Origin of the sequence: Allobosea sp. TAF32, from assembly GCF_052113585.1 — a bacterium.
Lineage (GTDB): Bacteria > Pseudomonadota > Alphaproteobacteria > Rhizobiales > Beijerinckiaceae > Allobosea.
The window spans coordinates 476,235-498,463 of the sequence record NZ_JBFRDM010000002.1; the positions used below are offsets into that span (position 1 = coordinate 476,235).

Sequence of the window (22,229 nt, forward strand, 5' to 3'; positions counted from 1 at the left end):
CGCCTGTCCCCGCCGAAAGTTCGGGCTAGTTTCCCGGGGAGTGAATTTCCGTCGTCCCCCGCGGGATCGTCTCAGGCATGGCGATCAGCATCAGAACGAGAGCCGCCAGCCCCACCCCGGCGAGCACGGCGAAGGCGACTGAGTATCCGCCCCAGACGACGAGGCCTCCGGCGAACGCATAGCTCGATGCGCCCCCGATACCTTGAATGGTCCCGATGATGCCGCGCGCCATATTGTAGCGACCGCTGCCTAGGACGGCGCCGTAGAGAACCAGCGGCAACAGCACGTCGAACAGCCCGGCCCCCATCCCATCGAGAATTTGGAACGCGATCATCCAGTACGGGCTGTCGACTCCGGCAAAAAGGATACCGCGCAGCGGGAGAGCTGCGAATGCCAGGATGAGCAATGGCTTTCCGCCGATCCGGTTGGCGCGCATGACGAGGAACGCCATCGGAATCGTTGCGAGCTGGGCAACGATAATCGCCGCCGAGGTGACGGCGGACTCGAATCCCCTGGCCTCCAAAGCGAGCTTTTGGCTCGCGAGGGCCAGCATTGGCGCATTCGCGAAATGGAACAGCGCCGTGCCGATCGCGAGCACGGCAAAGGGCCGCTCGGCGAACAGGCGCCGCCATGCGTAAGGCTGACCGGCAGCTGGACGGACGTCATCGAGACCGCGAGCGCGCTGATGATCGATGGCCTTTGCCGGGATCGAAAGGACCGCGATCATCGACAATCCGGCGAACAGCGGAAGCATGTAGAACACGCCGCGTTGTCCGAATTGCGTGCCGACCGCCGCGGCGACCGCGGCGATGAACAGGTTGCCGGAACGGTCGAACGCGGCATTGCGCCCGAGCTGCCCGGCGATGTCGTGGGAGCCGAACAGCCCCAACGTGATCGCAGCGACAGTCGGCGCGAAAACGGCGCCCAGGAGCGCCATGCTGATATCCGCCGCGAACACGACCGCGAGCGTCGGATACGTCACGATGCTCACACCGAGCACCGCCAGGCACCAGGATCCAGCAACGATGAGGCCGCGCTTGGCAGGCGTGGCGTCGATCAAGGCGCCGATTGGCGTGTGAAAGACGATGCCCATCAAACCGCTGGCGGACAGCACGGCACCGATCGTCGCCTGGTCCCAGCCAGCCTCCGTCAGCAGGAAGACATTGACATAAGGCCCGAGGCCTCCGCGCAGATCCGCGAGCAGGAAATTCAGCCAGTCGAGGCTCGACCGATATGACAATTGATCCTCGCACCTGTGTTCCGAGGACGAAGGGTCAGGCGAGGTCTTCGGAAGGCACGGCACGAAAGAAGCTCATCGCCCGGAGAACACCGAAATCTCCTGCCTTCCAGCGCGGAGAGGACCTCTCGTCTTGGCCACCTGCCTTTTGCGAGCGTCTTCGGCCGATCAGCCAACCGCCGGATCGGCGCCGCGCGCCGGTCGGCGGTTCGGGGCTTCGCTGGCGGTGCGCCGCAGCTTCTGGCCAGCGGCTCGGTCCCGGGCCTTTGAAGCCCGCCCGCAAAAGTCCTTGCGGATCTCGGAAAGGTCGGCCTCGTCGAGCTCTTCGAGATCAAGCAATTCTTCGCGTGCGCCTTCCAGCCTGATGATCAGCTCGTCGAGCTTGATCTGCATCGCGGCTGTATCGCGGTTCTGACTGTTCTGGATAATGAAGACCATCAGGAAGGTGACGATCGTCGTCGAGGTGTTGATGACGAGCTGCCATGTATCGTTGAACCCGAAGACAGGTCCCGACGCCGCCCATACGGCGATCAGAGCGACGGCAGCAAAGAACGTCAACGGCTTGCCGGTCCAGCTTGCAACCGCTTGAGCCAGTCGTGTGAAGAGGGAAGCCTTGTTGTTCTTGTGGATGAGATGCTCGATGGAACTGCTCATTGACATCGTCCCGGATGCGCCGCGAGGCGCAAGTCACGCCGCCCGCTCGTTGCCTCCCGGCATCCCCAGCCCCAGTCCAATCTCTTGGTCTGCCTCATCCCGCGCGATGAAAACCCGGCCGGCTCTCGAATGTTCCGGGAAACGGCCATGCTCCCGGCGGTGCCGCCCGAGACCGCATCGGCCGTTCCGGGCGCGTGATCGTCGACCCGACCTCGGCAGGGCCCGGGATGTGACGCCGCGGCACCGAGCCTTGCGGAGTGATCCAAACCGCTCGGCCCAGTGAAAGGCGCCACCAGGATTCTGCAGGGCCCAAATCCTCACGCGGCCCGACGATTGATCGCATCCAGCGCGAGCTTGGTAAGCTTTTCGTCGGTGGAAGCTTCCTCGTCGAGATTCTGCTTCAGCAGCGATGCGCAGTCGTTTCGACCCAGCTGCTTTGCCCAGGCCACCAGCGTGCCGTAGCGCGTGATCTCATAGTGCTCGACCGCCTGTGCAGCAGCGATCAGGGCGGCGTCGAGCACCTGCTTGTCCTCGACCTCGCCCGCGACCTCATTGGCCTCATCGAGGATGCCGTCGATAGCGGGACAGGTGACGCCCTTTTCCTCGACCCCGTGCAGCCGGAAGACTTCCTTCAGGCGGGTGATCTGGCCCTCGGTCTCCCGGAGATGGTTTTCGAAACCGCGCTTGAGCTCAGGGCTCGTCGCCTTCCCGACCATATCCGGCAGCGCCTTCTTGATCTGGTTCTCGGCGTAATAAATGTCGCGCAAGGTATGAACGAAGAGGTCGTCCATCGTTGCGATGTCCTTGGAAAACCAACCCATGGCTGTCGCTCCATCTCGTAGGAGGGGTCCCCCAGCTCTTGCCTCTCTTTAAGTCGCCCCGCCAGCCCTCTCTCGAGGGCTGGCGGGGGTCCGGCTCATATGACCGTGGAACGATGCGGAGCCGCCGTTTCGTCGAAGCGGCTCCAGCCGGCTGCACGGTATTCTGCGAGGCGCGCATTCCGGTCGATCGGCGTCGCTCCGTCGAGGATGGCCTCGACTGCCGGGACCTGCTCATCGGCAACGCGGACCGAAACGACGGTGCCGCCACGACGAACCGTTTCAGCGTAGTAGTTGGCATCCTCTTCGCTGTGACCGGCGCTGGTCAGAGCGCCGACGATGCCGCCGGCTACGCCCCCTGCCGCGGCGCCAGCAGCCGTGGAGGCGAGCCAGCCCGCCGCGACCACCGGGCCGATCCCGGGAATGGCGAGCAGTCCGATACCTGCGAGCAGACCGGCCGCTCCGCCAAGCGCCGCGCCGATTCCGGCGCCTTCACCGGCATTGCTGTCATCGGCCTTGGCGTGCCGGCCGACCACGCTGATGTCGGCGGCGCTTACGCCGCCGGCTTCGAGCGCCTCGACCACCGAACGAGCGGTTTCGTAGCTGTCGTAGGAACGGGTGAGTGTCTGAGTCATTTGCTGCCTCCCGGTTTACTTGCGCGTGACGTTGCCGCGGTAATCGACGGTCACATTCACCTTCGTTCCGCCATGGGAAGCGCTGCCCTTCCAAACGCCGTCCGCATCCTTGGTCAGGGGACCGATCTGCGAATAGCCGTTGGCCTCGAGCCGGCTCTTGGCCTGGCCCTCGGTGAAACTATTCGCACCGGGGAGCGGAGCATTCTTGTCCGCGTCGCCCTTCGGCGACGGAACTGGGGAAGTGGTAGCAGTCTGAGCAAACGCACCAAACGTCGTCGACGTCGCGATCAGCGACGCGATCAAAAACTTCTTCATATTCGGACACCTCGATATTCGCGGCTCAGCCGCGGATATACTTAGAACGATCGGACCGCTGATTCTGTTCCGCTTGAATTCAACTTCGCAGAGATTTGTCGCCTTGCAGGCTCTTCTTCAGGGCATCGAACAGATTCACCACGTTGGCAGGCCTCCCGTCGTCGCGGCTGGCCGAAACCCTCGCGCCCTTCCGGCGCTTCTTCGACGCGATCAGCTTCAGCAGGTGCTCCCGGACGGGATCCTTAACCATCTCCGGCGACCAGTCTTCGCTTTTGGCCTTGATGAATTTCTGCGCGAGTTTCAGAAGTTCCGCTTCCGGCTTGTCTTTCTCGATATCGGAAAAATAGGCTTTTTCGTCGCGAACTTCGTCCCCGTAGCGCAGCGTCCAAACGACGATTCCGCGGTCGCGCGGCTCGAGCATCACGGCCCGCTCGCGCCGGTAAAGCACGACCCTGGAGATGCCCACCATCTTCGCCGCCGCCATGGCATCGCGGATGACGGAGAAGGCCTCGATCGCCACCTCGTCGTCAGGCACCAGATAGTGCGGACTGTCGAGGTAGATCCAGGGAATCGAGTCTTTCGGCACGAATTTGTCGATATCGATGGTACGGACCGTGTCGAGCCTGACCGCCTCGATCTCCTCGTCCTCGATCACGACGAAGCGACCGGGCTCCGCCTCGTAACCCCTGGCCTGGTCTTCCGTGTCTACCGGCTTGCCGCTCTCCGCATCGACATAGCGGCTGACGACACGATTCCCGGTATCGCGGTTCAAAGTGTGGAAACGAACCTTTTCGCCCTCCGACATCGCAGGGGTCATGGCGACCGGGCAGGTCACGAGGGACAGCTTGAGGTAGCCCTTCCAATAGGTCCGAGCGGGCATGGCGACGCGACTCCGCGAACGAAACTGCGGATCAATGCCGGGCATCCGAAACGGTTCCGGCGCAGCGGAACTTGGCCGGGCATCCGAAACGGGTCCGGCGCGGCGGAACTTGCCTTCGGCGGATGCATTGAATCGACGGTGTTGCGTCAGGAGTGGGTGCCATGGCTGCGGTGCGGGCGAACTGGAAGGGCTACCTGAAGTTCGGCGAGATCAGTTGCCCGGTCGCGCTCTATACCGGCGCCAGCACGGCCGAACGCGTGTCGTTCCACATGATCAACCGCGACACCGGCCATCGCCTCCGGCGCGAGTTCATCGATCCCGTTACCGACGAGCCTGTCGATAGGGATCACCAGATCAAGGGCTTCGAGATCGACAAGGACCGCTATGTCGAGATCGAATCGGACGAAATCGCGAAGGCTGTGCCGGAAAGCGACAAGACGCTGGCGGTGGCCGCTTTCATCCCCTGCACCGACATCGACACGATCTACTTCGACAAGCCCTACTATCTGGCGCCCGCGGGGCAGATTGCCGACGAGGCCTTCGCGGTGATCCGGGAAGCTCTTCGAGCGAGCAAGGTCGGCGCGCTCGCGCATGCTGTTCTGTTCCGTCGCTACCGCGCGCTGATGATTCGCGCACAGGGGCCAGGACTCGTCGCCCATACGCTGAACTTCGACTACGAGGTGCGTTCGGCTTCGGAAGCCTTCGACGAGATTCCAAAGCTCAAGATTCGCAAGGAGATGCTCGATCTCGCCAAGCACATCATCGAGACCAAGCGAGGCGAGTTCGACCCGGCCATGTTCGACGACAGGTATGAGGCGGCTCTCGCCCAGCTGGTGAAGGCGAAGTTGGCAGGCAAGCCAGTCAGGATCGCGAAAAAGATGAAGTCTCCCAAGGTCGTCGACCTCATGGAAGCGCTCCGCGCCAGCGCGGCACCTGACCGGGCTCCATCAAGGCGAAAAGCTCAGGGAAAGGCGGCCTAACCCTCGTCGTCCTTGCTTGCCCGAGAGGCGGCCTGAAGCCTTAGCCCGATCAACATGACGAGTTCGCGAACCGTCTTGCACGCCTGCATTTCTTCGTCGGGCACCATATCGCAATCGAATTCGCGTTCGATGACATTGCCGATCAGGGTCAGGTCGTCGAGAGTGAGACCGATCTCATCGATTGCCGCATGCGGCTCCAGCAATTCGGATTTTACGAGCCCCTCCCTCGCGATGATCTCCAGAAGCCGGGCGATGAGTTCTGCCTCTGGAGGATTGAGATCGGTCATCGCTGAGCTAACCTCGAAATCTGAAACAGGCCGTTGCCGAGTCGCTCCGCCAAATGGAAAGCTCGCAAAACTTACATCAACAATAAATTCTGAGACAGAATATCAGCCGATATCAACACATTTAACATCGACATGACGATCACATCGACTCGTCCAATGTTTGTATTTCCGCCGAAATACCCATTCAATCAGCGCATACATCGCATCAGAAGCTTTCCCGATGGGAGAGAGAAGATGCTTTCATCTTCATAGCGAACCGGGCTTCCGTCCTTGAGCGTGTACGACGTCATGGAGAGACCTGGCCAGTCACGCCAGACGATGACGGTGTAGTGGTCGCCGTATTCGTCCTCGCAGCGCTCCCGATACAGCTCGCGCTTTGCGGGCATGGGCCGGCGCGCGGGCGGCCCCGCAGCCTTCCTCAAAGCGACCATTTCGCACCTCACACAACGCACTGATGATGACAGCAACCCGCTCGGCGATGCGAGGTTCCGCCACCCGCTTGCTGCGAGGCTGCAGTTCCTTGCACGAGCGCAGTCAACTCGGCAATCGCCGCGATGATCATCCTTGCCGAACGATTTCCACGAAGCGGGCGGCCAGTTGCGAGAGCGGCCTGCTGCGCACGGTCATCAGGCAAATCGTGGTGGGAATCTCGGGCTGAAGCGAAAGCTGGGCCAGACCATCGAAGCGCTGCGCCTGTGTCAGCAGACTGTCGATCAGCGTGACATCGCCGGGCTCTGCGAGCAGATGCGCCGCCGAGATGCTGTAGGGAACCGTTATGAAGGGCGCATAGTCGAGCCCTTCCCGTTCATAGGCCTGAGCGATCAGCCAGCCGAGCGGCGACTTCTCTCGATCGAAGCAGATCATGCGCCGCGTCTTGAGCTGGTGCAGGTTGACCGTGCCCTGTCCGGCGAGGGGATCATCCTCGCGCACCAGAGCGATGATCGAGCCGCCGGCGAGCGGTGTCAGCGCGATATCGTCGGTGACACGAGGGGAGAACATCAGGCCGATATCGGCCGTCCCCCGCGAGAGTTCCGTCGGAGCATCGCCCATGATCAGCTCGACGCGCGCCTGGGGGTATTCGTCGGTCAGGCGGCGCAGGGCGCGGGCGATGATGCCATGGCCGATGCTCGGCGTGGAGGCGATGCGCAGCGGCATTTCCTGGCCGGCGCGCAATCTGGCCGCGGCGTTCCGCAAGGCGCGCCATTCCTGGTCGACCGCATCGAGGGCAACCATCAGGGCACTGGCCTCCAGGCGCAGGCTCAGGCGGCCTTCGCGCCGCTCGAAGACCTCGACCCCGAGGCTCGCCTCACTGCGCGCGATGATCTTGCTGATCGCGGACTGCGTCAGGTTCAGCTGGCGCGCGGCCTCGACCGTGGTGCCGAAGCGGTGCACCGCACGGAGCACGGCGGCGTGGGCTGGCGTGAACGGTCTCATGGAGCCGGGCGTTCCTGAAGCTGCGCGAGGAGCAGCCGGGCAGCCCTATCGAGCAGCGATCCCCGCCGGTAATGGGCGAAGGCCGTCACCAGCGGGCTCTGCTCCAGCGGCAAGGCGGCAAGGCCCTCGACGAGGTTGCTGCTGATGACGAAGCCATCGACCAGCGCGATGCCGACGCCCTCGCGGGCCAGATGGCAGGCGGTGTCGGTGTGGCGGACCGTGATTGCGACGCGACCGGCCAGCCCCGCGCCGATCAACGCGTCCTGGAAGCTGTCGGAGGCGCTCACGCCATCAGGCCCGTAGCTGATCAGGCGCTCGCCCTCGAGATCGCCCCGCGACAGTACCGTGCGCCCGGCATGCCGGTGCCTTCGCGAGAGCACGCAGACAAGCGGGCTGTGCCCGAGAGCTACGTCCTCGATCTCCTCCGCCGCCATCGGCCCATAGGAGATGCCGAGATCGGCTTCGCCGGCGCCGAGATGCTCGCGCACATGGTCGAACATGATTTCGACCGCGGCGGCCTCGCCGAGGTCCCGGCGCGTCCGGGTGATGGCCGGCGGCAGGATGCTATGGGCCAGCCCCGGGACCGTCGCCACCCTCAGCCGGTCGGCCATGCCGACGCGGATCATGTCCGCCTCATGTCGGGCGCGGCGCAGCACGCTGAAGAGCGGTTGAGCGCGCCCGACCAGCGACTGTGCTTCCGGCGTCGGCACCAGCCGGCCCTGGATGGTCGTGGCAATGCTGAGCCCGAACTCGTCTTCCGCCTGCCGCAGCGCCTTGATGACGGCGGACTGGCTGATGCCCAGACCCTGCGCCGCCTCGCCCGTTCCGCCGAGCCTCACGAAGATGTCGACCGCCAGCAGGGAGCCCAGCTTCATGGAGTATTCCAGACGGTTGATGATCTTGCCGAATGTTTCATTGGAAGGACTAGTTGTCGTTATGGAAGGATGCAAGCCGCCGCCGCAATGCGGCCAATGAATCAGGGGATCGGCATGACCAAGTTTCGCTCGTTGCTTTCGGCCGGCGCGCTGGCGCTCGCACTCGGTGCCCCCGCTCTGGTGGCAGCGCCTTCCACTGCCTTCGCCAAGGGGACGTTGCGGCTGGCGCAGACGCAGGACCTCGTCTCGCTCGATCCGATCGCGACCAGCGACAACGCCTCCATCTACGCCCAGCTCCTGATCTTCGACACGCTGCTGCGGCCGAGCAAGGACGCCACGAAGCTCGAGCCCGGCCTCGCCGAGAGCTGGAAGGTCAGCGACGACGGCATGACCTACAGCTTCAGGCTGCGCGAGGCGAAGTTCTCGGATGGCACGCCCGTCACGGCGGCCGACGTCGCCTTCTCCCTGAAGCGCGCCGGCAGCGATGCTTCGAGCTGGAAGCGCTTCTTCTCCGGCATCGACACGATCGAGACGCCGGACGACCGCACCGTCGTGCTCAAGCTCAAGAAGGTGTTCACGCCGCTCCTCAACAACGTCGCCCTGTTTTCTTCGGCGATCCTGCCGCAGAAGGCGTTCGAGGCGGCTGGCGACAAGTTCTTCGAAAAGCCGATCGGCAGCGGCCCGTTCACGGTCGCGGCCTGGAACAAGGGCCAGGGCCTCTCGCTGAAAAAGAATGCGAATTACTGGCAGGCCGGCAAGCCCGACCTCGACGGGGCCGAGCTGATGGTCATCCCGGAGGGCAACAGCCGCGTGCTGAAGCTGCAGGCTGGCGAAGTCGACGCAGCGATCGACATCCCGCTGAACCAGCTTCAGGGCTTAGGGCGCGACGGCAAGATCAAGACGGCGGTAGCCAACGTCTTCCGCACCGATTTCGTGCTGATGAACACCCGGAAGAAGCCGTTCGACGATGTTCGCGTCCGGCAGGCCCTCAACTACGCCATCGACAAGGAAGGGCTGCTCAAGGCGCTGCTCTACGGCACCGGCAAGGTCTCTAACTCGCCGATGCCGCCGATGGCCTATGCGGATCCGGGCCTGAAGCCCTATGGGCACGACGTTGCCAAGGCGAAGGCGCTGCTGGCGGAAGCCGGCTACAAGGATGGCTTCAAGACCTCGCTGCTCGTCGATTCCAGCAAGCCGCTGCATCGTCAGCTCGGCCAGGCCCTGCAGGCCGCGTTGAAGCAGATCGGCGTCACCGCCGATATCCGCCTCGTCGAAGGCGGCACCCACTGGACCACGACGAAGGCCGGCGACTACGAGATGGCCGTGGCCTATGCGACCAGCGACACGATCGACCCGGACCAGCTCGTCGGCTTCCTGCTCGTCAACCCCGAGCGCGCCAACGCCTATCATACCGAGTGGAAGAACGAGCGCCTCAACGAGCTCTACGAGAAGGAGCGCGTGACGGCCGACGGGCCCGAGCGGGGCAAGATGTTCCAGGAGATCGTCAAGCTCGCCCATGACGGCGCGCCGTCCGTCTTCCTCTTCTATCCCGGCACCTCCTACGCCTATCGCAGCAATGTCGAAGGTTTCGAGGTGCTTCCGACCTCGAATTTCCGCCTCGAGGACGTGAAGCTGAAGTGAGGCAGGGGCGCCCCGGCGCCCCCTCGGCCCACCCTCCTGCCATGCTGATCTACATCATCAAGCGCCTCGTCCAGCTGGTGCCGGTCCTGTTCGGCATCACGCTGGCCTGCTTCCTGCTGCTGCGTGCCCTCCCCGGCGACCCTGCGACGCTCCTCCTCGGCGCTCGCGGCGGCGCGGAGGAGATCGCGCTGATGAAGCAGCGGCTCGGCCTCGACCTGCCGCTGTGGCGGCAATATCTGCTTTTCCTCGCCGATATCGGCTCAGGCAGCCTCGGCCGTTCCGTCGTGCATGCCCGGCCGGTGATGCAACTCGTGCTGGAGCGGCTGCCGGCGACCTTGTGGCTCGTCGCCTATTCGACGGCGCTCGCCGTCGCGATGACCGTGCCGCTGGCGCTCTGGTCGGCGCTGCGCCGCGGCGGGCCGGTCGATCTCGCGATCAAGCTCGCCTTCACGATCGTGATCGCGATGCCCTCCTTCTGGCTCGGCCTGATCTTCGTCATCCTCTTCGCGATCTGGCTGCCGCTGTTTCCGACCTCGGGCTATGGCGAGGATGTCCTCTCCCGGCTGCACCACACCACCCTGCCGGCACTGGTCATCGCGCTCGCGACGGCCTCGCTGACGATCCGCAGCCTGCGCAGCGCCATCCTGGCCGTGCTCGGCTCCGACTATGTCACCACGGCCCGCGCCAAGGGCGCAGGCACCGGCCGGCTGATGGGCGTTCATGTGCTGCCCAATGCGCTGATCAGTTCGATCTCGGTGCTCGGCGCGCATACGAGCTGGGTGATCGGCGGCACGGTGGTGATCGAGACCGTCTTCGCCTTGCCGGGCCTGGGCTCGCTGTTCGTCGAGTCGATCTTCGCTCGCGACTACCCGCTGATCCAGGGGCTCACCATCGTCTTCGCCGTCCTCGTCGTGCTGATCAATCTGGCGACCGATCTCGCCTATGCGCTCGCCGATCCGCGCATCAGGCTGGAGTGAGTCGATGGACCGTCTTCGCTCCAATCCGAGCCTCATGGCCGGGCTCGGCATGCTGGCGCTGCTCGCCGGTTTCGTCGCGCTCGGCCAGGTCTGGACGCCGCAGGATCCCTTCGCGGTCGATTACGGCAACACGCTGCAGCCGCCTTCCCTGGCTAGCTGGTTCGGCACCGACGATCTCGGCCGCGACGTGGCATCGCGCGTGCTGGCCGGCGGCTATGTCGACCTCAAGGTCGCGTTGATCTGCGTCGCCGCGCCGGCGATCCTCGGCGTGATGATCGGCGCGATCTCCGGCTTCGTCGGCGGGCGCGTCGACACCTTCATCATGCGGGTCACCGACATCTTCTGGGCCTTTCCCTTCTACGTGCTCGTCATCGCCATCGTCGGCGTGCTCGGACCGGGCGAGACCAATCTTTACCTCGCCTTCCTTCTCGTGAACTGGATCTCCTTCGCCCGCATCGTGCGCGGCGAGGTTCTGGTTCTGCGCAACCTCGAATTCGTGCAGGCGGCGCGCAGCCTCGGCTGCACGACGCCGCGGATCGTCGCCGCCCATATCCTGCCGAATGCGATCAATCCGGCCATCGTCTACGCCATGGCCGACGTGGTGCTGACGATCCTCGCCGTGACCTCGCTCAGCTTCCTCGGGCTCGGCATCCAGCCGCCGACTCCCGAATGGGGGCTGATGATCGCGGACGGGCGGCAATTCCTGTTCGACGCCTGGTGGATCGCGACCTTTCCCGGCCTCGCGATCATCTACACCGGCGTCACCTTCGCGCTGATCGGCGAAGGCCTCGACACCGCGCTTCGGCCGAAGGGCTGATCCGTTCTTTCCGACCCGCCTTCGACAGGTGTGCCATGAGCTTTTTCGACGAGGATGAAAACCTGCAGCGCATCAGCGCGCTGTTGACCGCAAAGGCGGTCGCCGCATTCCGCGAGCGCGGTGTGCCGGAGGAGCAGTTCGGCTTCGTGCTGCTGCAACCGGGCCAGCAGGGCGAACGGCCGCGCGGTACGGCGCTGCGTGCGGGCTGGCGCAGCTATCCCTGCTCGCTGGTCAAGGTCTTCTTCCTGGTCGCCGCGCAAGCCGCTCTGGAAGCGGGACAATTGGTCGAGCATGAGGAGCTTGATCGCGCCATGCGCGACATGATCCTCTGGTCCTCCAACAGCGCGACGAACTACGTCATCGACCTGCTTTCGGGAACGAGCGGCGACACCCTCCTCTCCAGCGCCGAGATGACGGCCTGGGGCGAGCGGCGCGAGGCCGTCAATCGCTTCTTCGACCAGCTGGGTTGGCCGGAGCTCGCCGGCATCAACCTCAACCAGAAGCTGATGGACGACCTCCGCTATGGCCGCGAGAAGATCGGCCTCGACCGCTCGCCCGGCGGCCACAATGCCCTGACGCCGGTCGCCATGGCCCGGCTGATGCACGAGATCTTCCATGGCTCGGCGCTGAGCACGACAACGCGACGGGCGGTCGAACCGCTGCTCGCGCGCGATCTCGCGAGCCCGTTTGTGAAGCGCGGCGCCTATCAGGTCTCGGGATATCTCGCAGGCGGCATGCCGGCGGGCACGCAGATCTGGTCGAAGGCCGGCCGCACGCGCTGGCTCGGCGATGAGCGTGCCGATTTCCGGCGCCATGACGCCCTTCGCGCGATCCTCCCGGGCGGGCAAGAGTTCACCTTGACTGTTTTCACGCAGGGCGAGGCCATCGCGGAGGACGACGATTTCCTGCCGTCGCTCGGCGCTCTCGCCGCCGGGCAGCTGATGCCGCCGGCATCCGCCGGTCAGTAGGTTGCCCGGCCGCCTGACAGATCGAAGACGCCGCCGGTCGAGAAGGAACACTCGTCAGACAGAGCACCATCCGCGCGACTTCCTCGACCTCGACGAAGCGCCCCATCGGGATACGGGACAGGATGTCGGCGCGCCGCTCGGCGGAAATCTCCTTCGCCATCGCGGTCTCAGCCGCCGCGGGGGTGATGGCGGTGACGACGATGCCGTCACAGGCCGTTTCCTTGGCCGTGCTCTTGGTCAGCGCGATCACCCCGGCCCTGGTGGCCGAGTAGCTTGCTGGCCGCTGGCATGAGGATCGTGACCTCATGGAGGTCGCGGCCCGGCCTGGAGCGCGCATAGCCCACGCTCCATATTTGTTGGCCTCAACCGCCCAACCCCGTGTGACGCTTTACGAATGCCCAGGCGCTGGCCCAGGCGCCCGCATTCGCTTCGGCATTCGCGGCCGGCGTTCCGCCCATGGTCGAGGAGGTTCCGTTCATCGGATGGCGATGGGAGATGCGCGTCGCCGGGGTGTAGGGGAACAGGATGGAATGCCCGGCTTCGGGCCAGTTCTTCCAGACGACCTCATGCGGATGGCCGGCGGCCAGCAGGCTCGACTGCACGATCAGCGAATAGAGATCGGAAGGCCACGCCCCGTCGTCGCCGCCCGACAACAGCAGCACCGGCCCGGCGATCCGCTCGACCGGGATGCGGGCGCGGGCCATCGCATCGGGATCGCCCAGCGCGGTGCGCATCGCATCGGCGTTGCGGCGGATTTCAGTCGCCTCGTCATAGGGCTTCCAGCTCGCCGTGGCGTTGTCCTGCCATTGATGGACGAGCGGCTTGCCGCCGAGCGTCCAGCACGGACCGTCCCGGCCGAGCCCCGGGGCGGGGTCGGCTGCCGCCTGACCGCCATGGACGAAGGCGCTCGGCACATAGCCCAGCACCGCCGAGACTTTTTCGGGAAAAGTCGCGCCCAGCAGAAGCGCAAGCTCGCCGCCGCGCGATTGCCCGGCAACGGCGACGAAATCGTTCAGGGGGCTCACATTGGCACGCAGCCAGTCGAGCCCTCCGGCGAAATACTCGAGCGGCGTGTTCGAGATGTATTGCGGCAGCCCCGGAGCGCCGAAATAGCCGAGCGCCAGCGCCGCTACGCCACGCGAGGCCCACAGCGCCGCGCGTGGCTCGTTGATGCCACCGCCGGAGCCGTTGAGGATCATGATCGCCGGATGCGGCCCCTCGCCTGCCGGCAGGAACAGCGTGCCGACGAGCCCATCCTCGGCAAGCGGATGCCGGGTGACGCCCTCTGCCATGAGAATCTGCGTGAAGCCGTCCGACGCCGTAAGCTCGCCGCCGATATGGGCGGTGAGCCTGGTCTCCAGCGGCCGGGCCATGTCGGCATGGAACAGCTCGCCCTCACCTTGCTGCGCCCAGATCAGCCCCATCGCGGCGATGCCGGCATAATCGCCCCGCAGCGGCGCGTCGCGATCGAGCTCGACGGTGCCCGCAGCATCCGCCGCAAACACGGCCTGCGCCCGCCAGAGATGACCGCCCCGCTGCGTTTCCGCTGCAATGGTTACCTCCCCGCCAACCGGTAGCCCAGCGAGGGCGATCCGGCGCGGCACGTCGATCAGGTCGATCGCAGGGCTGACGGAGAAAGCGGCGGGCATGGCGACTTTCGTCTCCGTTAAGTCCGGACCGTGTTTGAGAGTGGAACCACGATGTCATCCCGGCCTTGAGCCGGGATCCATCGAAGGGCTGCGGAGCTCTACGATGGATCCCGGATCGGTGCGGCTTCGCCGCTTGTCCGGGATGACGTCCGAGTTCCCTTGGATGAAGGCTGACCTCGCAAGGCGGGCTCCGAAGTCACTTCGCCTTGCTAACCTGCATGGCGACGGTGCGGTCGCTGTTCCAGGGCACGACCTTCAGGTCCGGCCGGCTCGCCCAGATGTTCTTGTAATGGTAGAGCGGGATGATCCCGACATCGTCCATCACCACCTTGACGGCGTCCTTGATGATCGCCTCGCGCTTGGGATCGTCGAATTCGGCGCCGGCCTTGGCGAGCGCCTCATCCAGCTTCGGATTGCTGTAGCGGCCCCAGTTCGAGGCTCCCAGCCCCTTGGCCGGGTCGACCGTCGCCAGGATCGAGGTCATGGCATAAGTGCCCTCGCCCGTGCCGTTGCCCCAGCCGACGATGCTCATCGCATATTCGTTCTTGTTGGCGCCGGTCACATAGACCGGGAAGGGAACGACCTCGACCTGCGTCTCGACGCCGATGCGGGTCCAGAATTGCGCGACGGCCTGCGCGGTCTCGGGCGCCAGCGGATAGCGCTCGCCCGGCACATGCATGGTCAGCTTGAAGCCGTTGGGATAGCCGGCCTCGGCCAGCAGCGCCTTGGCCTTGGTCGGATCAACCGCGATCTTGGCGTAGTCGGGATTGTACCCGAAGGTGTCTGCCGGCATCCACTGCGTCGCGACCGTCACGCCGCCGCGCGCAACGCGGTCGGCGATGGCCTCTCGGTTGATCGCCATGTTGAGAGCCTGGCGGACACGCTGGTCGAGCAGGGGGTTCTTGTCGAGCGGCTTGCCGGCCTTGTCGGTAATGAACTTGGACGGCGCCGGGTTGAAGCTCGGCTGCAGGATCAGCGCGCGCAGGCCGGGATAGGACCAGACCTTGACCTTGGGATTCTTCTCCAGCTTCTCGATGTCGGAGAAGGAGACCTTGTCGATCATATCGACATCGCCCGAGAGCAGCGCGGCGGTGCGCGCCGCGGGGTTGGCGATATAGCGATAGCTCACCTTGTCCCACTCGGCCTTGTCGCCCCAGTAGGTGTCGTTGCGCTTCATCTCGATGCGGTCGCCCGGCGTATAGCTGACGAAGGCATAGGGGCCGTCGACTACCATCGCCTTGCCGCTGTTGTAGTCGTCGGTCGTCGCCGTCTGGCCGATATGCTTGCTGACGATGTAGATGCTGGAGATGTTGATCGGCAGCAGCGGGTCGGGTTCCTTGGTGGTGATCACCAGCGTCTGCGGGTCCTTGACCTCGACCTTGGCGACGCTGCGCAGGAAGCTCTTGAAGCTCGCGACCGAGCCCGGCACGTTCTGGGCGCGCTCATAGGAAAAGGCGATGTCCTCCGCCGTCACCGGCTTGCCGTCGGTCCAGACCGCCTTGTCGCGGATCTTGAATTCCCAGGTCGTGGGCGAGGTGCTTTTCCAGGCCGAGGCGAGACCGGGAGCCATGCCGCCGATCGTCTTCTGCGCGACGATGGCGGGGAAGAAATGCTGCGCAACCGAGTGGTCGCCGGCATAGTTGTTGAGCTGCGGGTCGATCGCGGAGACCGGGTCGGCGAAGCCGATGCGCAGGTCTTCCGCCGAGGCGGTCCCAGCGGCGACGATCAGCGCCGCGGACAGGGCAAGCGTGCTCAGTTTGGTCGTCATCCGATCACTCCTGTTAGCGCGCGGGCTTGGACCGCGGGCGTATCGTTGAGGTGGCAGGCGGAACGATGGCCCGGCGCGATCTCGCGCAGGGCGGGTTTCTCGACGCGGCAGCGGTCGAAAGCGGCCGGGCAGCGCGGATGGAAATGGCAGCCGGGCGGCGGCGCGGCCGGACTCGGGATCTCGCCTTTAACGGGAGCATAGACCCGCCGCCGCTGCTTGAGATCGGGAATTTCGGCGAGCAGGCCCTGCGTATAGGGGTGGTTGGGGTGGGCGAAGAACTGCCGCGCCGGCGCATCCTCGACGATGCGGCCGAGATACATGATGACGACGCGGTCGGCGATGTGCTGCACCACGCGCAGATCATGGCTGATGAACAGGTAGGTCAGGTCCAGATCGCGCCGGAGCTGCATGAACAGGTTGAGGATCTGCGCCTGGATGGAGACGTCGAGCGAGGCGACGGACTCGTCACAGACCAGGAAGCGCGGCTGCATGGCGAGCGCGCGGGCGATCGAGATACGCTGGCGCTGTCCACCGGAGAACTGGTGCGGAAAGCGCTGGCGATAGACCGGGTCGAGCCCGGCCCGCCGCATCTGCGCGCAGACATAATCGTCGAGCTCGGAGCGACCGACGATGCCGTGGACGAGAGGCGCCTCGCCGATCGCCGCGGCGACGCGCATGCGCGGGTTCAAGCTCGCCTGCGGGTCCTGGAAGATGAGCTGCACGTCGCGATGAACCGAGCGGTCACCCCGCGGATCGCGCCCGAAGACGCGGACATCGCCGCCGCTCGGCGGCAGTAGCCCGGCGGCGATGCGCCCAAGCGTCGACTTGCCGCTGCCGGATTCGCCGACGAGACCGACGAATTCGCCGGTCGGGATGGTGAGGTCGATACCGTCCAGCGCATGGATGACAGGCTGACGCTTGGCGAGATGCAGCTTTACAGCAAGCCCGTCCGCACGGCCGAAGCGGCGGCTCAGGTCGCGCGTCTCAAGCGCGGGGGCCGAATAAGAAGCGGTCGTCGTCATGCCGCTACCTCGGCAAGCGAAGCCGGGCCTGTGAGAGGGTGGAAGCAACGCAGCTTGTGCGCGCCCTGCGTGAAGGCGGGCTGCCGCGCGCAATCATCGGCACGGCGCGCGCAGCGCGGCCCGAAGGCGCAGCCATCAGGCGGGGCGACCATGTCCGGCGTTGTGCCGGGTATCTGGACCAGCATCGAGCCCGGTGCGCTCGCTCCCGGCAGGCTGCCGATCAGCCCGGCCGTATAGGGATGGCGGGGATTGTCCAGCACGGCATCGACGCGGCCCTGCTCGACGATGCGGCCGGCATACATCACCGCGATCTCATCGGCGATGCCGGCGATGACCGAGAGATCATGCGTGATCCAGAGCAGCGCCGTGCCGCTCTCGCGTGTCAGTTGCTGCACCTCGGCCAGGATCTGCGCTTGAATCGAGACGTCGAGGGCGGTCGTCGGCTCGTCGGCGATGATCAGATCGGGCCGGTTGATCAGCGCGATGGCGATGGAGACGCGCTGGCGCATGCCGCCCGAGAGCTGGTGGGGATAGGCATCGAGCCGCGCTTCCGGGCTCGGGATGCCCATGGTGCCCAGCATGTCCCGCGCTCTGACGCGGGCCGTCGCCGCGTCGACGGCCTCATGCGCCCGGATCGTCTCGATCATTTGCGTGCTGATCCGCAGCACCGGGTTCAACGTCATCATCGGGTCCTGGAAGACCATGGCGATGCGATTGCCGCGTAGGCGACGCAGGCTCTCCTCGTCGAGCCGCGTCAGATCCCGGCCGTTGAACAGGATTTCGCCGTCGACAACCCGGCCGGGCGGATCGATCAGCCCCATGATCGAGAAGCCCGTCACGGACTTGCCCGAGCCGCTTTCGCCGACGAGGCCGAGCGTCTGTCCCGCCCGCAGCGTGAAGGAGACGTCGCGCACGGCGTCGAGATCGCCGCGATCAGTGTGGAAACGGGTGCGCAGATTGCGGACTTCGAGCAGCGGCGCGCTCATTTCAGCGCCCTCGGATCGAGCACCTCGCGCAGGCGGTCGCCGACGAGGTTGATCGCGACGATCGCCAGCAGCAGCGTCACCCCGGGGAAGAAGCTGATCCAATATTCGCCCGAGAGCATGAACTGGAAGCCGTTGGCGATCAGCAGGCCGAGCGAGGGCTGCGTCACCGGTGCGCCGAGGCCGAGGAAGGAGAGCGTCGCCTCCAGCGTGATGGCGCGCGCCACCTGCAAGGCGGCGATGACGAGCAGCGGCGGCAGGCAGTTGGGCAAGACATGGCGCAGCAGGATGCGCGAGGTCGGCAGGCCCAGCCCCCGCGCCGCCTCGAAATAATCGCGCTTGCGCTCGACCAGCGCCTGGGCGCGGGCGGTGCGGGCGTAATAGGCCCATTCCAGCAGCACCAGCGTCAGCACGACATTGCCGATGCCCCGGCCCAGCAGCGCAAGCATCAAGAGGGCGATCAGGATCGAGGGCAGCGACATCAAGAGGTCGACGAGCCGCATGATCAGCGCGTCGACGAAGCCACCGCTCCAGGCCGCGATCAACCCGAGCATGATGCCGAGGATACCCGCCAGCACGGCCGAGCCGACGCCGACGGTCAGGCTGGTCCGCAACCCGTAGAGGATAGCAGAGAACAGGTCGCGGCCTTGTCCATCGGTACCGAGCCAGTAGGTGAGATCGGCGCCCGAGGAAGCCGAGCCGGGCGGTAGCCTTGCGTCGAGCACATCGATGGCAGCGAGGTCGAACGGGTTCTGCGGGGCGATCTGCGCGGCGAAGACCGCGCCCAGAATCAGCAGCGTCAGCAGGCCAAGGCCAATGACAGCCGTGGGCGCGCGCAGGAAACGGCTGAGCGCATTGACGGCCGGTCGGCGGGCGGTGGCGGCGGGAACGCTCGTCATGTCGAGGCCTCCTCGCGAACGCGCGGGTCGAGGATGCGGTAGAGGATGTCGACGACGAGGTTGATGATGACGAAGAGCGTCACCACCACCAGCAGGTAGGCCATCACCACCGGCCGATCGAGCGCGTTGATGCTGTCGAGGATCAACTTGCCCGAGCCCGGCCAGGCGAAGATGCTCTCGGTGACCACCGCGAAGGCGATGGTCGAGCCGAGCTCGAGCCCGAGCACCGTCACCAGCGGGATCATGATGTTGCGCAGGATATGCATCGTCATGATCCGGCCGCGGCGCAGCCCCTTGGCCCGCGCGAAGCGGACATAGTCGAGCGGCAGCACCTCGCGCACCCCGGCCCGTGTCAGCCGGATCACCAGCGAGACCTTGAAGAGCGACAGGTTGATCGCCGGCAGGAGCATGTGCCGCCAGCCGTTCAAGGTCAGAAAGGACCAGTCCGCGCCCAGGAAACGGACCGTGGTGCCGCGCCCGCTCGCCGGCAGCCAGCCGAGATAGACGCTGAAGGTCATGATCAGCAGGAGGCCTACCCAGAAGGTCGGCAGCGAGAAGCCGAGGATGCTGCCCGTCGTGATCAGCTTGGAGAGCCGGCGTTCCGGGTAGAGCCCGGCATAGAGCCCGAGCGGCACGCCGAGAATGACCGAGAAGACCGTCGCGGCGATGGCGAGTTCAAGCGTCGCCGGCAGGCGCTGCAGGATGAGCGTCACGGCCGGGACGTTGTAGACGAAGCTGCGGCCGAGATCGCCCTGCAGGGCACTGCCTGCGAAGCTGAGATATTGCTGCCAGAGCGGCCGGTCGAGGCCGAGCTGCGCCACGAGCGCGGCCCTGTCGGCCTGCGTCGCATCCGGAGCCAGCAGGATGTCGGCGGGATTGCCGATGGCGTGCATGCCCAGGAACACGACGAGCGACATCGCCACCACGACGAGGAGCGCCTGCGCGATGCGCTGGAGCAGCCAGCCGAGCATCAGACCGGTACCGCGGCCTGTTCGGGCAGGATCGGCTCCCACTCGTCGCCGAAGATTTCCGGCTCGGAATACTCCTGGCCACGCGCGAAATGCGCCTCGACATCCTCGACGAACAGTCGCGCCGCGACGGCCTGCGACAGCCGCACGGCGCCGTCGCTGATCGCCGGAATGTCGCCCGATACGGTTCCGTGGGACATCATCGCCGGATAGCAGAAGCAATGGACGCGTTCGAGGCCGGGGCAGGCACCTGGAATCTTCGGCTGGAACTCGAAGGCGGTGCCGAGATCGGGCAGAGAACCGAGACCCGCATCGGCATCGGCGGGCACGCCGCGATCGCTCCACAGCCGGGCGCTCGCCGCGATCTCGGCGAGGAAGGGGCGATTGTCCCAGTCGACCCGGAAACCAGTCGAGAAGATGATGAAATCGAAGCGCATCGTACCCGCGCTGGTCTCGACGACGATCTCGTCGCCGTCCATCCGTGCGGAATGCAACGCCGTGCCCTGACGGAAAAAGGCGTTGGGATACCGCGAGACGCGCAGCACGCTCGCACGCGGCGGCGGCACCTGCTCGCGAGCGATGTAGCTGTTGATCCGCCATTTCCAATCGTCGGGCAGATAGCGGTAGCCCGCGATCGAACCGGGATGGCCCATGCCCTTGCCGCGGTTGATGCGCGGAATGTCGCGGCGGCGGATCAGCAGGTCGACGCGCTCCGCCCCCGCCTCCAGCGCGGTGCCTGCGCTGTCCATCGCGGAGGCGCCGGCGCCCACTACGGCGACGCGCTTGCCACGCAGCGCGGCATAGTCGTTCGCGTCTGAGGAATGCGCCCAGCGCTCGCGCGGCAGGCTGTCGGCGATCGCCGGCACGAAGGGACCGCCGAGCCCGTCGCGCCCCGTGGCCAGCACGACATGGCGCGCCCGCACGCGCTGCCGCTTCCCGGCCGCGTCGATCTCCAGCGTCGCGTAGTCCGCTCCCAGATGGATCGCAGCGATGTCGTGATCGTTGCGGACATCGAGACGCAGCACGTCGCGGAACCAGCGCAGATAGTCCATCCACATCAGCCGCGGGATCTTGTCGAGCCGTTCCCAATCCTCGGCGCCGAACTGAGCTTCGAACCAGGCGCGGAAGGTCAACGACGGAATGCCGAGTGCCGGCCCGGTCAGGGTCTTGGGCGAACGCAACGTCTCCATGCGCGCCGTCGTTGCCCATGGTCCTTCGAAGCCCTTCGGCCGGCGGTCGAAGTTGACGGCACGCAGGCCGATGTTGCGGAGCGCCCCGGCGGCGGCCAGCCCGGCCATGCCGGCGCCGATGATCGCGACGTCGAGCAGCGGCTCGCCCGCAATGTCGCGCTGCGGAACCCAGGGCGCTGCCGGAAGGGTCAGCAACTCAAGCTCACGGGCGACGCGGCGGTTCAGCGCTGCCAGCCCTTCGGGAACCTTGCCTTGATCGGCTGTCACAGCCGCGTCTCCTGTTTGGTCAGCGAAGCGAGGAGGGCGTGGTGCTCCTCGGGCGGGATCAGGGTGAAATCGTCCAGCCGCTGCTGTGCCACCATCTGCAGCGCCGCGATCAGCTCGCGGACCTTGTCGGGGACGGCGACGCCGCGTGCCGTCACCACCCCGAAGCAATAGGGGATCGGCGTCGCCAGCGGCAGGATGCGGACGCCCGGCGTCGGGCGGCCGGTCAATGTCAGCGGCTCGACGATCGCCACGCCCGCTCCGGCCTCGATGAAGGAGAGCGCATTGATCGTCGAGGTCGTGCGGACGCGGACGCGGACATCGACACCGGCCGCGTTGAGAGCTGCGCGAATGCGCGCCGGCACTCCGCGGCGCATCGACATCCCGACGAGGCTGCGCCCGGCCAGCGCTCGCAGCTCCACCGGGCCTTCGAGACGCGCCAGAGCGTCGCCTTCGGGCACGGCCAGCACGCAAGGTGCGGTGCCCAGCCATTCGACGGTCAGGTCGCGATGCAGCAGGGGCGCGCTGGTCGCGCCGATCTGGGCCGTGCCGGACATCACGGCGTTCTGGACGCGGTCGGGATTCTCGACCTCGATCGCGAGCCGCGGCGGCTCGTCGAGGCATCCGAGCGCCTTCCAGGCACCGGTCAGCAGCCCGAAGGCCAGCGCCGACACCGCCGCCACACTGATGGGCGGCTCGGACTCGCCGACGACTTCGCGGGCACGCTCCCAGAGATTGACGAAACCGGCCAGCGCCCGCTCGACATCGTCGCGCAGCACCACGCCTTTCGGCGTTAGGACCAGCCGTTGGCCGGCGCGCTCGAAGAGCGGCTGGCCGAGGTCGCGCTCGAGCTCCTGGATCATGCGGCTCACCGAAGGCTGCGACACGCCGAGATGGCGCGCGGCAGCGGTGACGCTGCCCAGGGAGGCAACCTGCAGATACGCCTCGAGGGTCTTGAGGCGGCTCAT

24 protein-coding genes are annotated in these 22,229 nt (G+C 65.9%); 5 read left to right on the forward strand and 19 right to left on the reverse strand.

The genetic code is table 11. The features are described 5' to 3' along the window. Positions 1 to 25: 25 nt before the first annotated feature. The 6 genes from AB4Z16_RS06740 to ku (AB4Z16_RS06765) all read right to left on the reverse strand — a co-directional run bounded on the left by AB4Z16_RS06740 (position 26) and on the right by ku (AB4Z16_RS06765) (position 4,539). Positions 26 to 1,303, reverse strand: a complete 1,278-nt coding sequence (locus AB4Z16_RS06740; RefSeq protein WP_441510558.1) for an MFS transporter — start codon at positions 1,301 to 1,303, stop codon at positions 26 to 28. Between the two features lie 102 nt (positions 1,304 to 1,405). Next, the gene (locus tag AB4Z16_RS06745; RefSeq protein WP_441510559.1) at positions 1,406 to 1,891 is read right to left on the reverse strand and encodes a low affinity iron permease family protein; all 486 of its coding nucleotides are present in this window, start codon (positions 1,889 to 1,891) and stop codon (positions 1,406 to 1,408) included. Positions 1,892 to 2,208: 317 nt separating this feature from the next. Then, on the reverse strand, positions 2,209 to 2,712 hold the full coding sequence (locus AB4Z16_RS06750) for a YciE/YciF ferroxidase family protein (RefSeq protein WP_441510560.1): 504 nt from the start codon (positions 2,710 to 2,712) through the stop codon (positions 2,209 to 2,211). A gap of 95 nt (positions 2,713 to 2,807) precedes the next feature. After that, positions 2,808 to 3,344 carry a hypothetical protein gene (locus AB4Z16_RS06755; RefSeq protein WP_441510561.1) on the reverse strand — a complete coding sequence of 179 codons (537 nt, stop codon included), beginning with the start codon at positions 3,342 to 3,344 and terminating at the stop codon, positions 2,808 to 2,810. A 15-nt stretch (positions 3,345 to 3,359) separates the two neighbouring features. Next, positions 3,360 to 3,659, reverse strand: coding sequence for a hypothetical protein (locus AB4Z16_RS06760; protein WP_441510562.1), 300 nt, complete (start codon positions 3,657 to 3,659; stop codon positions 3,360 to 3,362). Between the two features lie 79 nt (positions 3,660 to 3,738). After that, positions 3,739 to 4,539, reverse strand: a complete 801-nt coding sequence (gene ku / locus AB4Z16_RS06765; RefSeq protein WP_441510563.1) for a non-homologous end joining protein Ku — start codon at positions 4,537 to 4,539, stop codon at positions 3,739 to 3,741. A 161-nt stretch (positions 4,540 to 4,700) separates the two neighbouring features. Between ku (AB4Z16_RS06765) and ku (AB4Z16_RS06770) the strand changes: the two genes are divergently transcribed. After that, entirely contained in the window at positions 4,701 to 5,519 is an 819-nt protein-coding gene (ku, locus tag AB4Z16_RS06770; RefSeq protein ID WP_441510564.1) for a non-homologous end joining protein Ku, read from the forward strand. Here ku (AB4Z16_RS06770) and AB4Z16_RS06775 read toward each other — a convergent pair. From AB4Z16_RS06775 to AB4Z16_RS06790, 4 genes are all read right to left on the reverse strand, one after another. Further along, entirely contained in the window at positions 5,516 to 5,806 is a 291-nt protein-coding gene (locus AB4Z16_RS06775) for a hypothetical protein (protein WP_441510565.1), read from the reverse strand. The genes ku (AB4Z16_RS06770) and AB4Z16_RS06775 overlap by 4 nt on opposite strands. A gap of 188 nt (positions 5,807 to 5,994) precedes the next feature. Next, positions 5,995 to 6,192 (reverse strand): hypothetical protein, encoded by a 198-nt coding sequence (locus tag AB4Z16_RS06780; protein ID WP_441510566.1) that lies wholly within the window; start codon positions 6,190 to 6,192, stop codon positions 5,995 to 5,997. 172 nt (positions 6,193 to 6,364) lie between these two features. Beyond that, entirely contained in the window at positions 6,365 to 7,240 is an 876-nt protein-coding gene (locus AB4Z16_RS06785) for a LysR substrate-binding domain-containing protein (RefSeq protein ID WP_441510567.1), read from the reverse strand. Further along, entirely contained in the window at positions 7,237 to 8,115 is an 879-nt protein-coding gene (locus AB4Z16_RS06790; protein ID WP_441510568.1) for a LysR substrate-binding domain-containing protein, read from the reverse strand. Before AB4Z16_RS06790 ends, AB4Z16_RS06785 begins: the two co-directional genes overlap by 4 nt. A 114-nt stretch (positions 8,116 to 8,229) precedes the next feature. Here AB4Z16_RS06790 and AB4Z16_RS06795 point away from each other — a divergent pair, with 114 nt between their 5' ends. The 4 genes from AB4Z16_RS06795 to AB4Z16_RS06810 are packed head-to-tail and all read left to right on the forward strand — an operon-like array spanning position 8,230 to position 12,518. Next, positions 8,230 to 9,756 carry an ABC transporter substrate-binding protein gene (locus AB4Z16_RS06795; RefSeq protein WP_441510569.1) on the forward strand — a complete coding sequence of 509 codons (1,527 nt, stop codon included), beginning with the start codon at positions 8,230 to 8,232 and terminating at the stop codon, positions 9,754 to 9,756. Then, positions 9,753 to 10,733, forward strand: coding sequence for an ABC transporter permease (locus tag AB4Z16_RS06800; RefSeq protein ID WP_441510570.1), 981 nt, complete (start codon positions 9,753 to 9,755; stop codon positions 10,731 to 10,733). Before AB4Z16_RS06795 ends, AB4Z16_RS06800 begins: the two co-directional genes overlap by 4 nt. A gap of 4 nt (positions 10,734 to 10,737) precedes the next feature. Then, positions 10,738 to 11,550 carry an ABC transporter permease gene (locus tag AB4Z16_RS06805; protein ID WP_441510571.1) on the forward strand — a complete coding sequence of 271 codons (813 nt, stop codon included), beginning with the start codon at positions 10,738 to 10,740 and terminating at the stop codon, positions 11,548 to 11,550. Between the two features lie 35 nt (positions 11,551 to 11,585). Beyond that, positions 11,586 to 12,518, forward strand: a complete 933-nt coding sequence (locus AB4Z16_RS06810) for a serine hydrolase (RefSeq protein ID WP_441510572.1) — start codon at positions 11,586 to 11,588, stop codon at positions 12,516 to 12,518. On the opposite strand, the gene AB4Z16_RS06815 is transcribed toward AB4Z16_RS06810, so the two are convergent. The 9 genes from AB4Z16_RS06815 to AB4Z16_RS06855 form a co-directional block, all read right to left on the reverse strand. Next, a complete protein-coding gene (locus AB4Z16_RS06815; RefSeq protein WP_441510573.1) occupies positions 12,418 to 12,855 on the reverse strand; it encodes an SDR family oxidoreductase in 438 nt (145 codons plus the stop codon). The genes AB4Z16_RS06810 and AB4Z16_RS06815 overlap by 101 nt on opposite strands. Positions 12,856 to 12,880: 25 nt before the next feature. Then, positions 12,881 to 14,167, reverse strand: a complete 1,287-nt coding sequence (locus AB4Z16_RS06820; protein ID WP_441510574.1) for an acyl-CoA thioesterase/bile acid-CoA:amino acid N-acyltransferase family protein — start codon at positions 14,165 to 14,167, stop codon at positions 12,881 to 12,883. Between the two features lie 196 nt (positions 14,168 to 14,363). Continuing rightward, positions 14,364 to 15,935 carry an ABC transporter substrate-binding protein gene (locus AB4Z16_RS06825; protein WP_441510575.1) on the reverse strand — a complete coding sequence of 524 codons (1,572 nt, stop codon included), beginning with the start codon at positions 15,933 to 15,935 and terminating at the stop codon, positions 14,364 to 14,366. Then, positions 15,932 to 16,957, reverse strand: a complete 1,026-nt coding sequence (locus AB4Z16_RS06830) for an ABC transporter ATP-binding protein (protein ID WP_441510576.1) — start codon at positions 16,955 to 16,957, stop codon at positions 15,932 to 15,934. Before AB4Z16_RS06830 ends, AB4Z16_RS06825 begins: the two co-directional genes overlap by 4 nt. After that, entirely contained in the window at positions 16,954 to 17,943 is a 990-nt protein-coding gene (locus AB4Z16_RS06835; RefSeq protein WP_441510577.1) for an ABC transporter ATP-binding protein, read from the reverse strand. The genes AB4Z16_RS06830 and AB4Z16_RS06835 overlap by 4 nt, the downstream gene beginning before the upstream one ends. After that, complete coding sequence (locus AB4Z16_RS06840) at positions 17,940 to 18,839, reverse strand: ABC transporter permease (RefSeq protein WP_441510578.1); 900 nt, start codon at positions 18,837 to 18,839, stop codon at positions 17,940 to 17,942. Before AB4Z16_RS06840 ends, AB4Z16_RS06835 begins: the two co-directional genes overlap by 4 nt. Continuing rightward, entirely contained in the window at positions 18,836 to 19,810 is a 975-nt protein-coding gene (locus tag AB4Z16_RS06845) for an ABC transporter permease (protein WP_441510579.1), read from the reverse strand. Before AB4Z16_RS06845 ends, AB4Z16_RS06840 begins: the two co-directional genes overlap by 4 nt. After that, on the reverse strand, positions 19,810 to 21,264 hold the full coding sequence (locus AB4Z16_RS06850) for a SidA/IucD/PvdA family monooxygenase (protein ID WP_441510580.1): 1,455 nt from the start codon (positions 21,262 to 21,264) through the stop codon (positions 19,810 to 19,812). The genes AB4Z16_RS06845 and AB4Z16_RS06850 overlap by 1 nt, the downstream gene beginning before the upstream one ends. After that, a complete protein-coding gene (locus AB4Z16_RS06855) occupies positions 21,261 to 22,229 on the reverse strand; it encodes a LysR family transcriptional regulator (protein WP_441510581.1) in 969 nt (322 codons plus the stop codon). The genes AB4Z16_RS06850 and AB4Z16_RS06855 overlap by 4 nt, the downstream gene beginning before the upstream one ends.

What these genes read in the sequence shown, in the direction of transcription:
- AB4Z16_RS06745 (WP_441510559.1), bottom strand. Translation starts at nt 1,891, where the DNA reads ATGAGCAGTTCCATCGAGCATCTCATCCACAAGAACAACAAGGCTTCC.
- AB4Z16_RS06750 (WP_441510560.1), bottom strand. Translation starts at nt 2,712, where the DNA reads ATGGGTTGGTTTTCCAAGGACATCGCAACGATGGACGACCTCTTCGTT.
- AB4Z16_RS06755 (WP_441510561.1), bottom strand. Translation starts at nt 3,344, where the DNA reads ATGACTCAGACACTCACCCGTTCCTACGACAGCTACGAAACCGCTCGT.
- AB4Z16_RS06760 (WP_441510562.1), bottom strand. Translation starts at nt 3,659, where the DNA reads ATGAAGAAGTTTTTGATCGCGTCGCTGATCGCGACGTCGACGACGTTT.
- ku (WP_441510563.1), bottom strand. Translation starts at nt 4,539, where the DNA reads ATGCCCGCTCGGACCTATTGGAAGGGCTACCTCAAGCTGTCCCTCGTG.
- ku (WP_441510564.1), top strand. Translation starts at nt 4,701, where the DNA reads ATGGCTGCGGTGCGGGCGAACTGGAAGGGCTACCTGAAGTTCGGCGAG.
- AB4Z16_RS06775 (WP_441510565.1), bottom strand. Translation starts at nt 5,806, where the DNA reads ATGACCGATCTCAATCCTCCAGAGGCAGAACTCATCGCCCGGCTTCTG.
- AB4Z16_RS06780 (WP_441510566.1), bottom strand. Translation starts at nt 6,192, where the DNA reads ATGCCCGCAAAGCGCGAGCTGTATCGGGAGCGCTGCGAGGACGAATAC.
- AB4Z16_RS06785 (WP_441510567.1), bottom strand. Translation starts at nt 7,240, where the DNA reads ATGAGACCGTTCACGCCAGCCCACGCCGCCGTGCTCCGTGCGGTGCAC.
- AB4Z16_RS06790 (WP_441510568.1), bottom strand. Translation starts at nt 8,115, where the DNA reads ATGAAGCTGGGCTCCCTGCTGGCGGTCGACATCTTCGTGAGGCTCGGC.
- AB4Z16_RS06795 (WP_441510569.1), top strand. Translation starts at nt 8,230, where the DNA reads ATGACCAAGTTTCGCTCGTTGCTTTCGGCCGGCGCGCTGGCGCTCGCA.
- AB4Z16_RS06805 (WP_441510571.1), top strand. Translation starts at nt 10,738, where the DNA reads ATGGACCGTCTTCGCTCCAATCCGAGCCTCATGGCCGGGCTCGGCATG.
- AB4Z16_RS06810 (WP_441510572.1), top strand. Translation starts at nt 11,586, where the DNA reads ATGAGCTTTTTCGACGAGGATGAAAACCTGCAGCGCATCAGCGCGCTG.
- AB4Z16_RS06815 (WP_441510573.1), bottom strand. Translation starts at nt 12,855, where the DNA reads ATGCGCGCTCCAGGCCGGGCCGCGACCTCCATGAGGTCACGATCCTCA.
- AB4Z16_RS06820 (WP_441510574.1), bottom strand. Translation starts at nt 14,167, where the DNA reads ATGCCCGCCGCTTTCTCCGTCAGCCCTGCGATCGACCTGATCGACGTG.
- AB4Z16_RS06825 (WP_441510575.1), bottom strand. Translation starts at nt 15,935, where the DNA reads ATGACGACCAAACTGAGCACGCTTGCCCTGTCCGCGGCGCTGATCGTC.
- AB4Z16_RS06830 (WP_441510576.1), bottom strand. Translation starts at nt 16,957, where the DNA reads ATGACGACGACCGCTTCTTATTCGGCCCCCGCGCTTGAGACGCGCGAC.
- AB4Z16_RS06835 (WP_441510577.1), bottom strand. Translation starts at nt 17,943, where the DNA reads ATGAGCGCGCCGCTGCTCGAAGTCCGCAATCTGCGCACCCGTTTCCAC.
- AB4Z16_RS06840 (WP_441510578.1), bottom strand. Translation starts at nt 18,839, where the DNA reads ATGACGAGCGTTCCCGCCGCCACCGCCCGCCGACCGGCCGTCAATGCG.
- AB4Z16_RS06845 (WP_441510579.1), bottom strand. Translation starts at nt 19,810, where the DNA reads ATGCTCGGCTGGCTGCTCCAGCGCATCGCGCAGGCGCTCCTCGTCGTG.
- AB4Z16_RS06855 (WP_441510581.1), bottom strand. Translation starts at nt 22,229, where the DNA reads ATGAGCCGCCTCAAGACCCTCGAGGCGTATCTGCAGGTTGCCTCCCTG.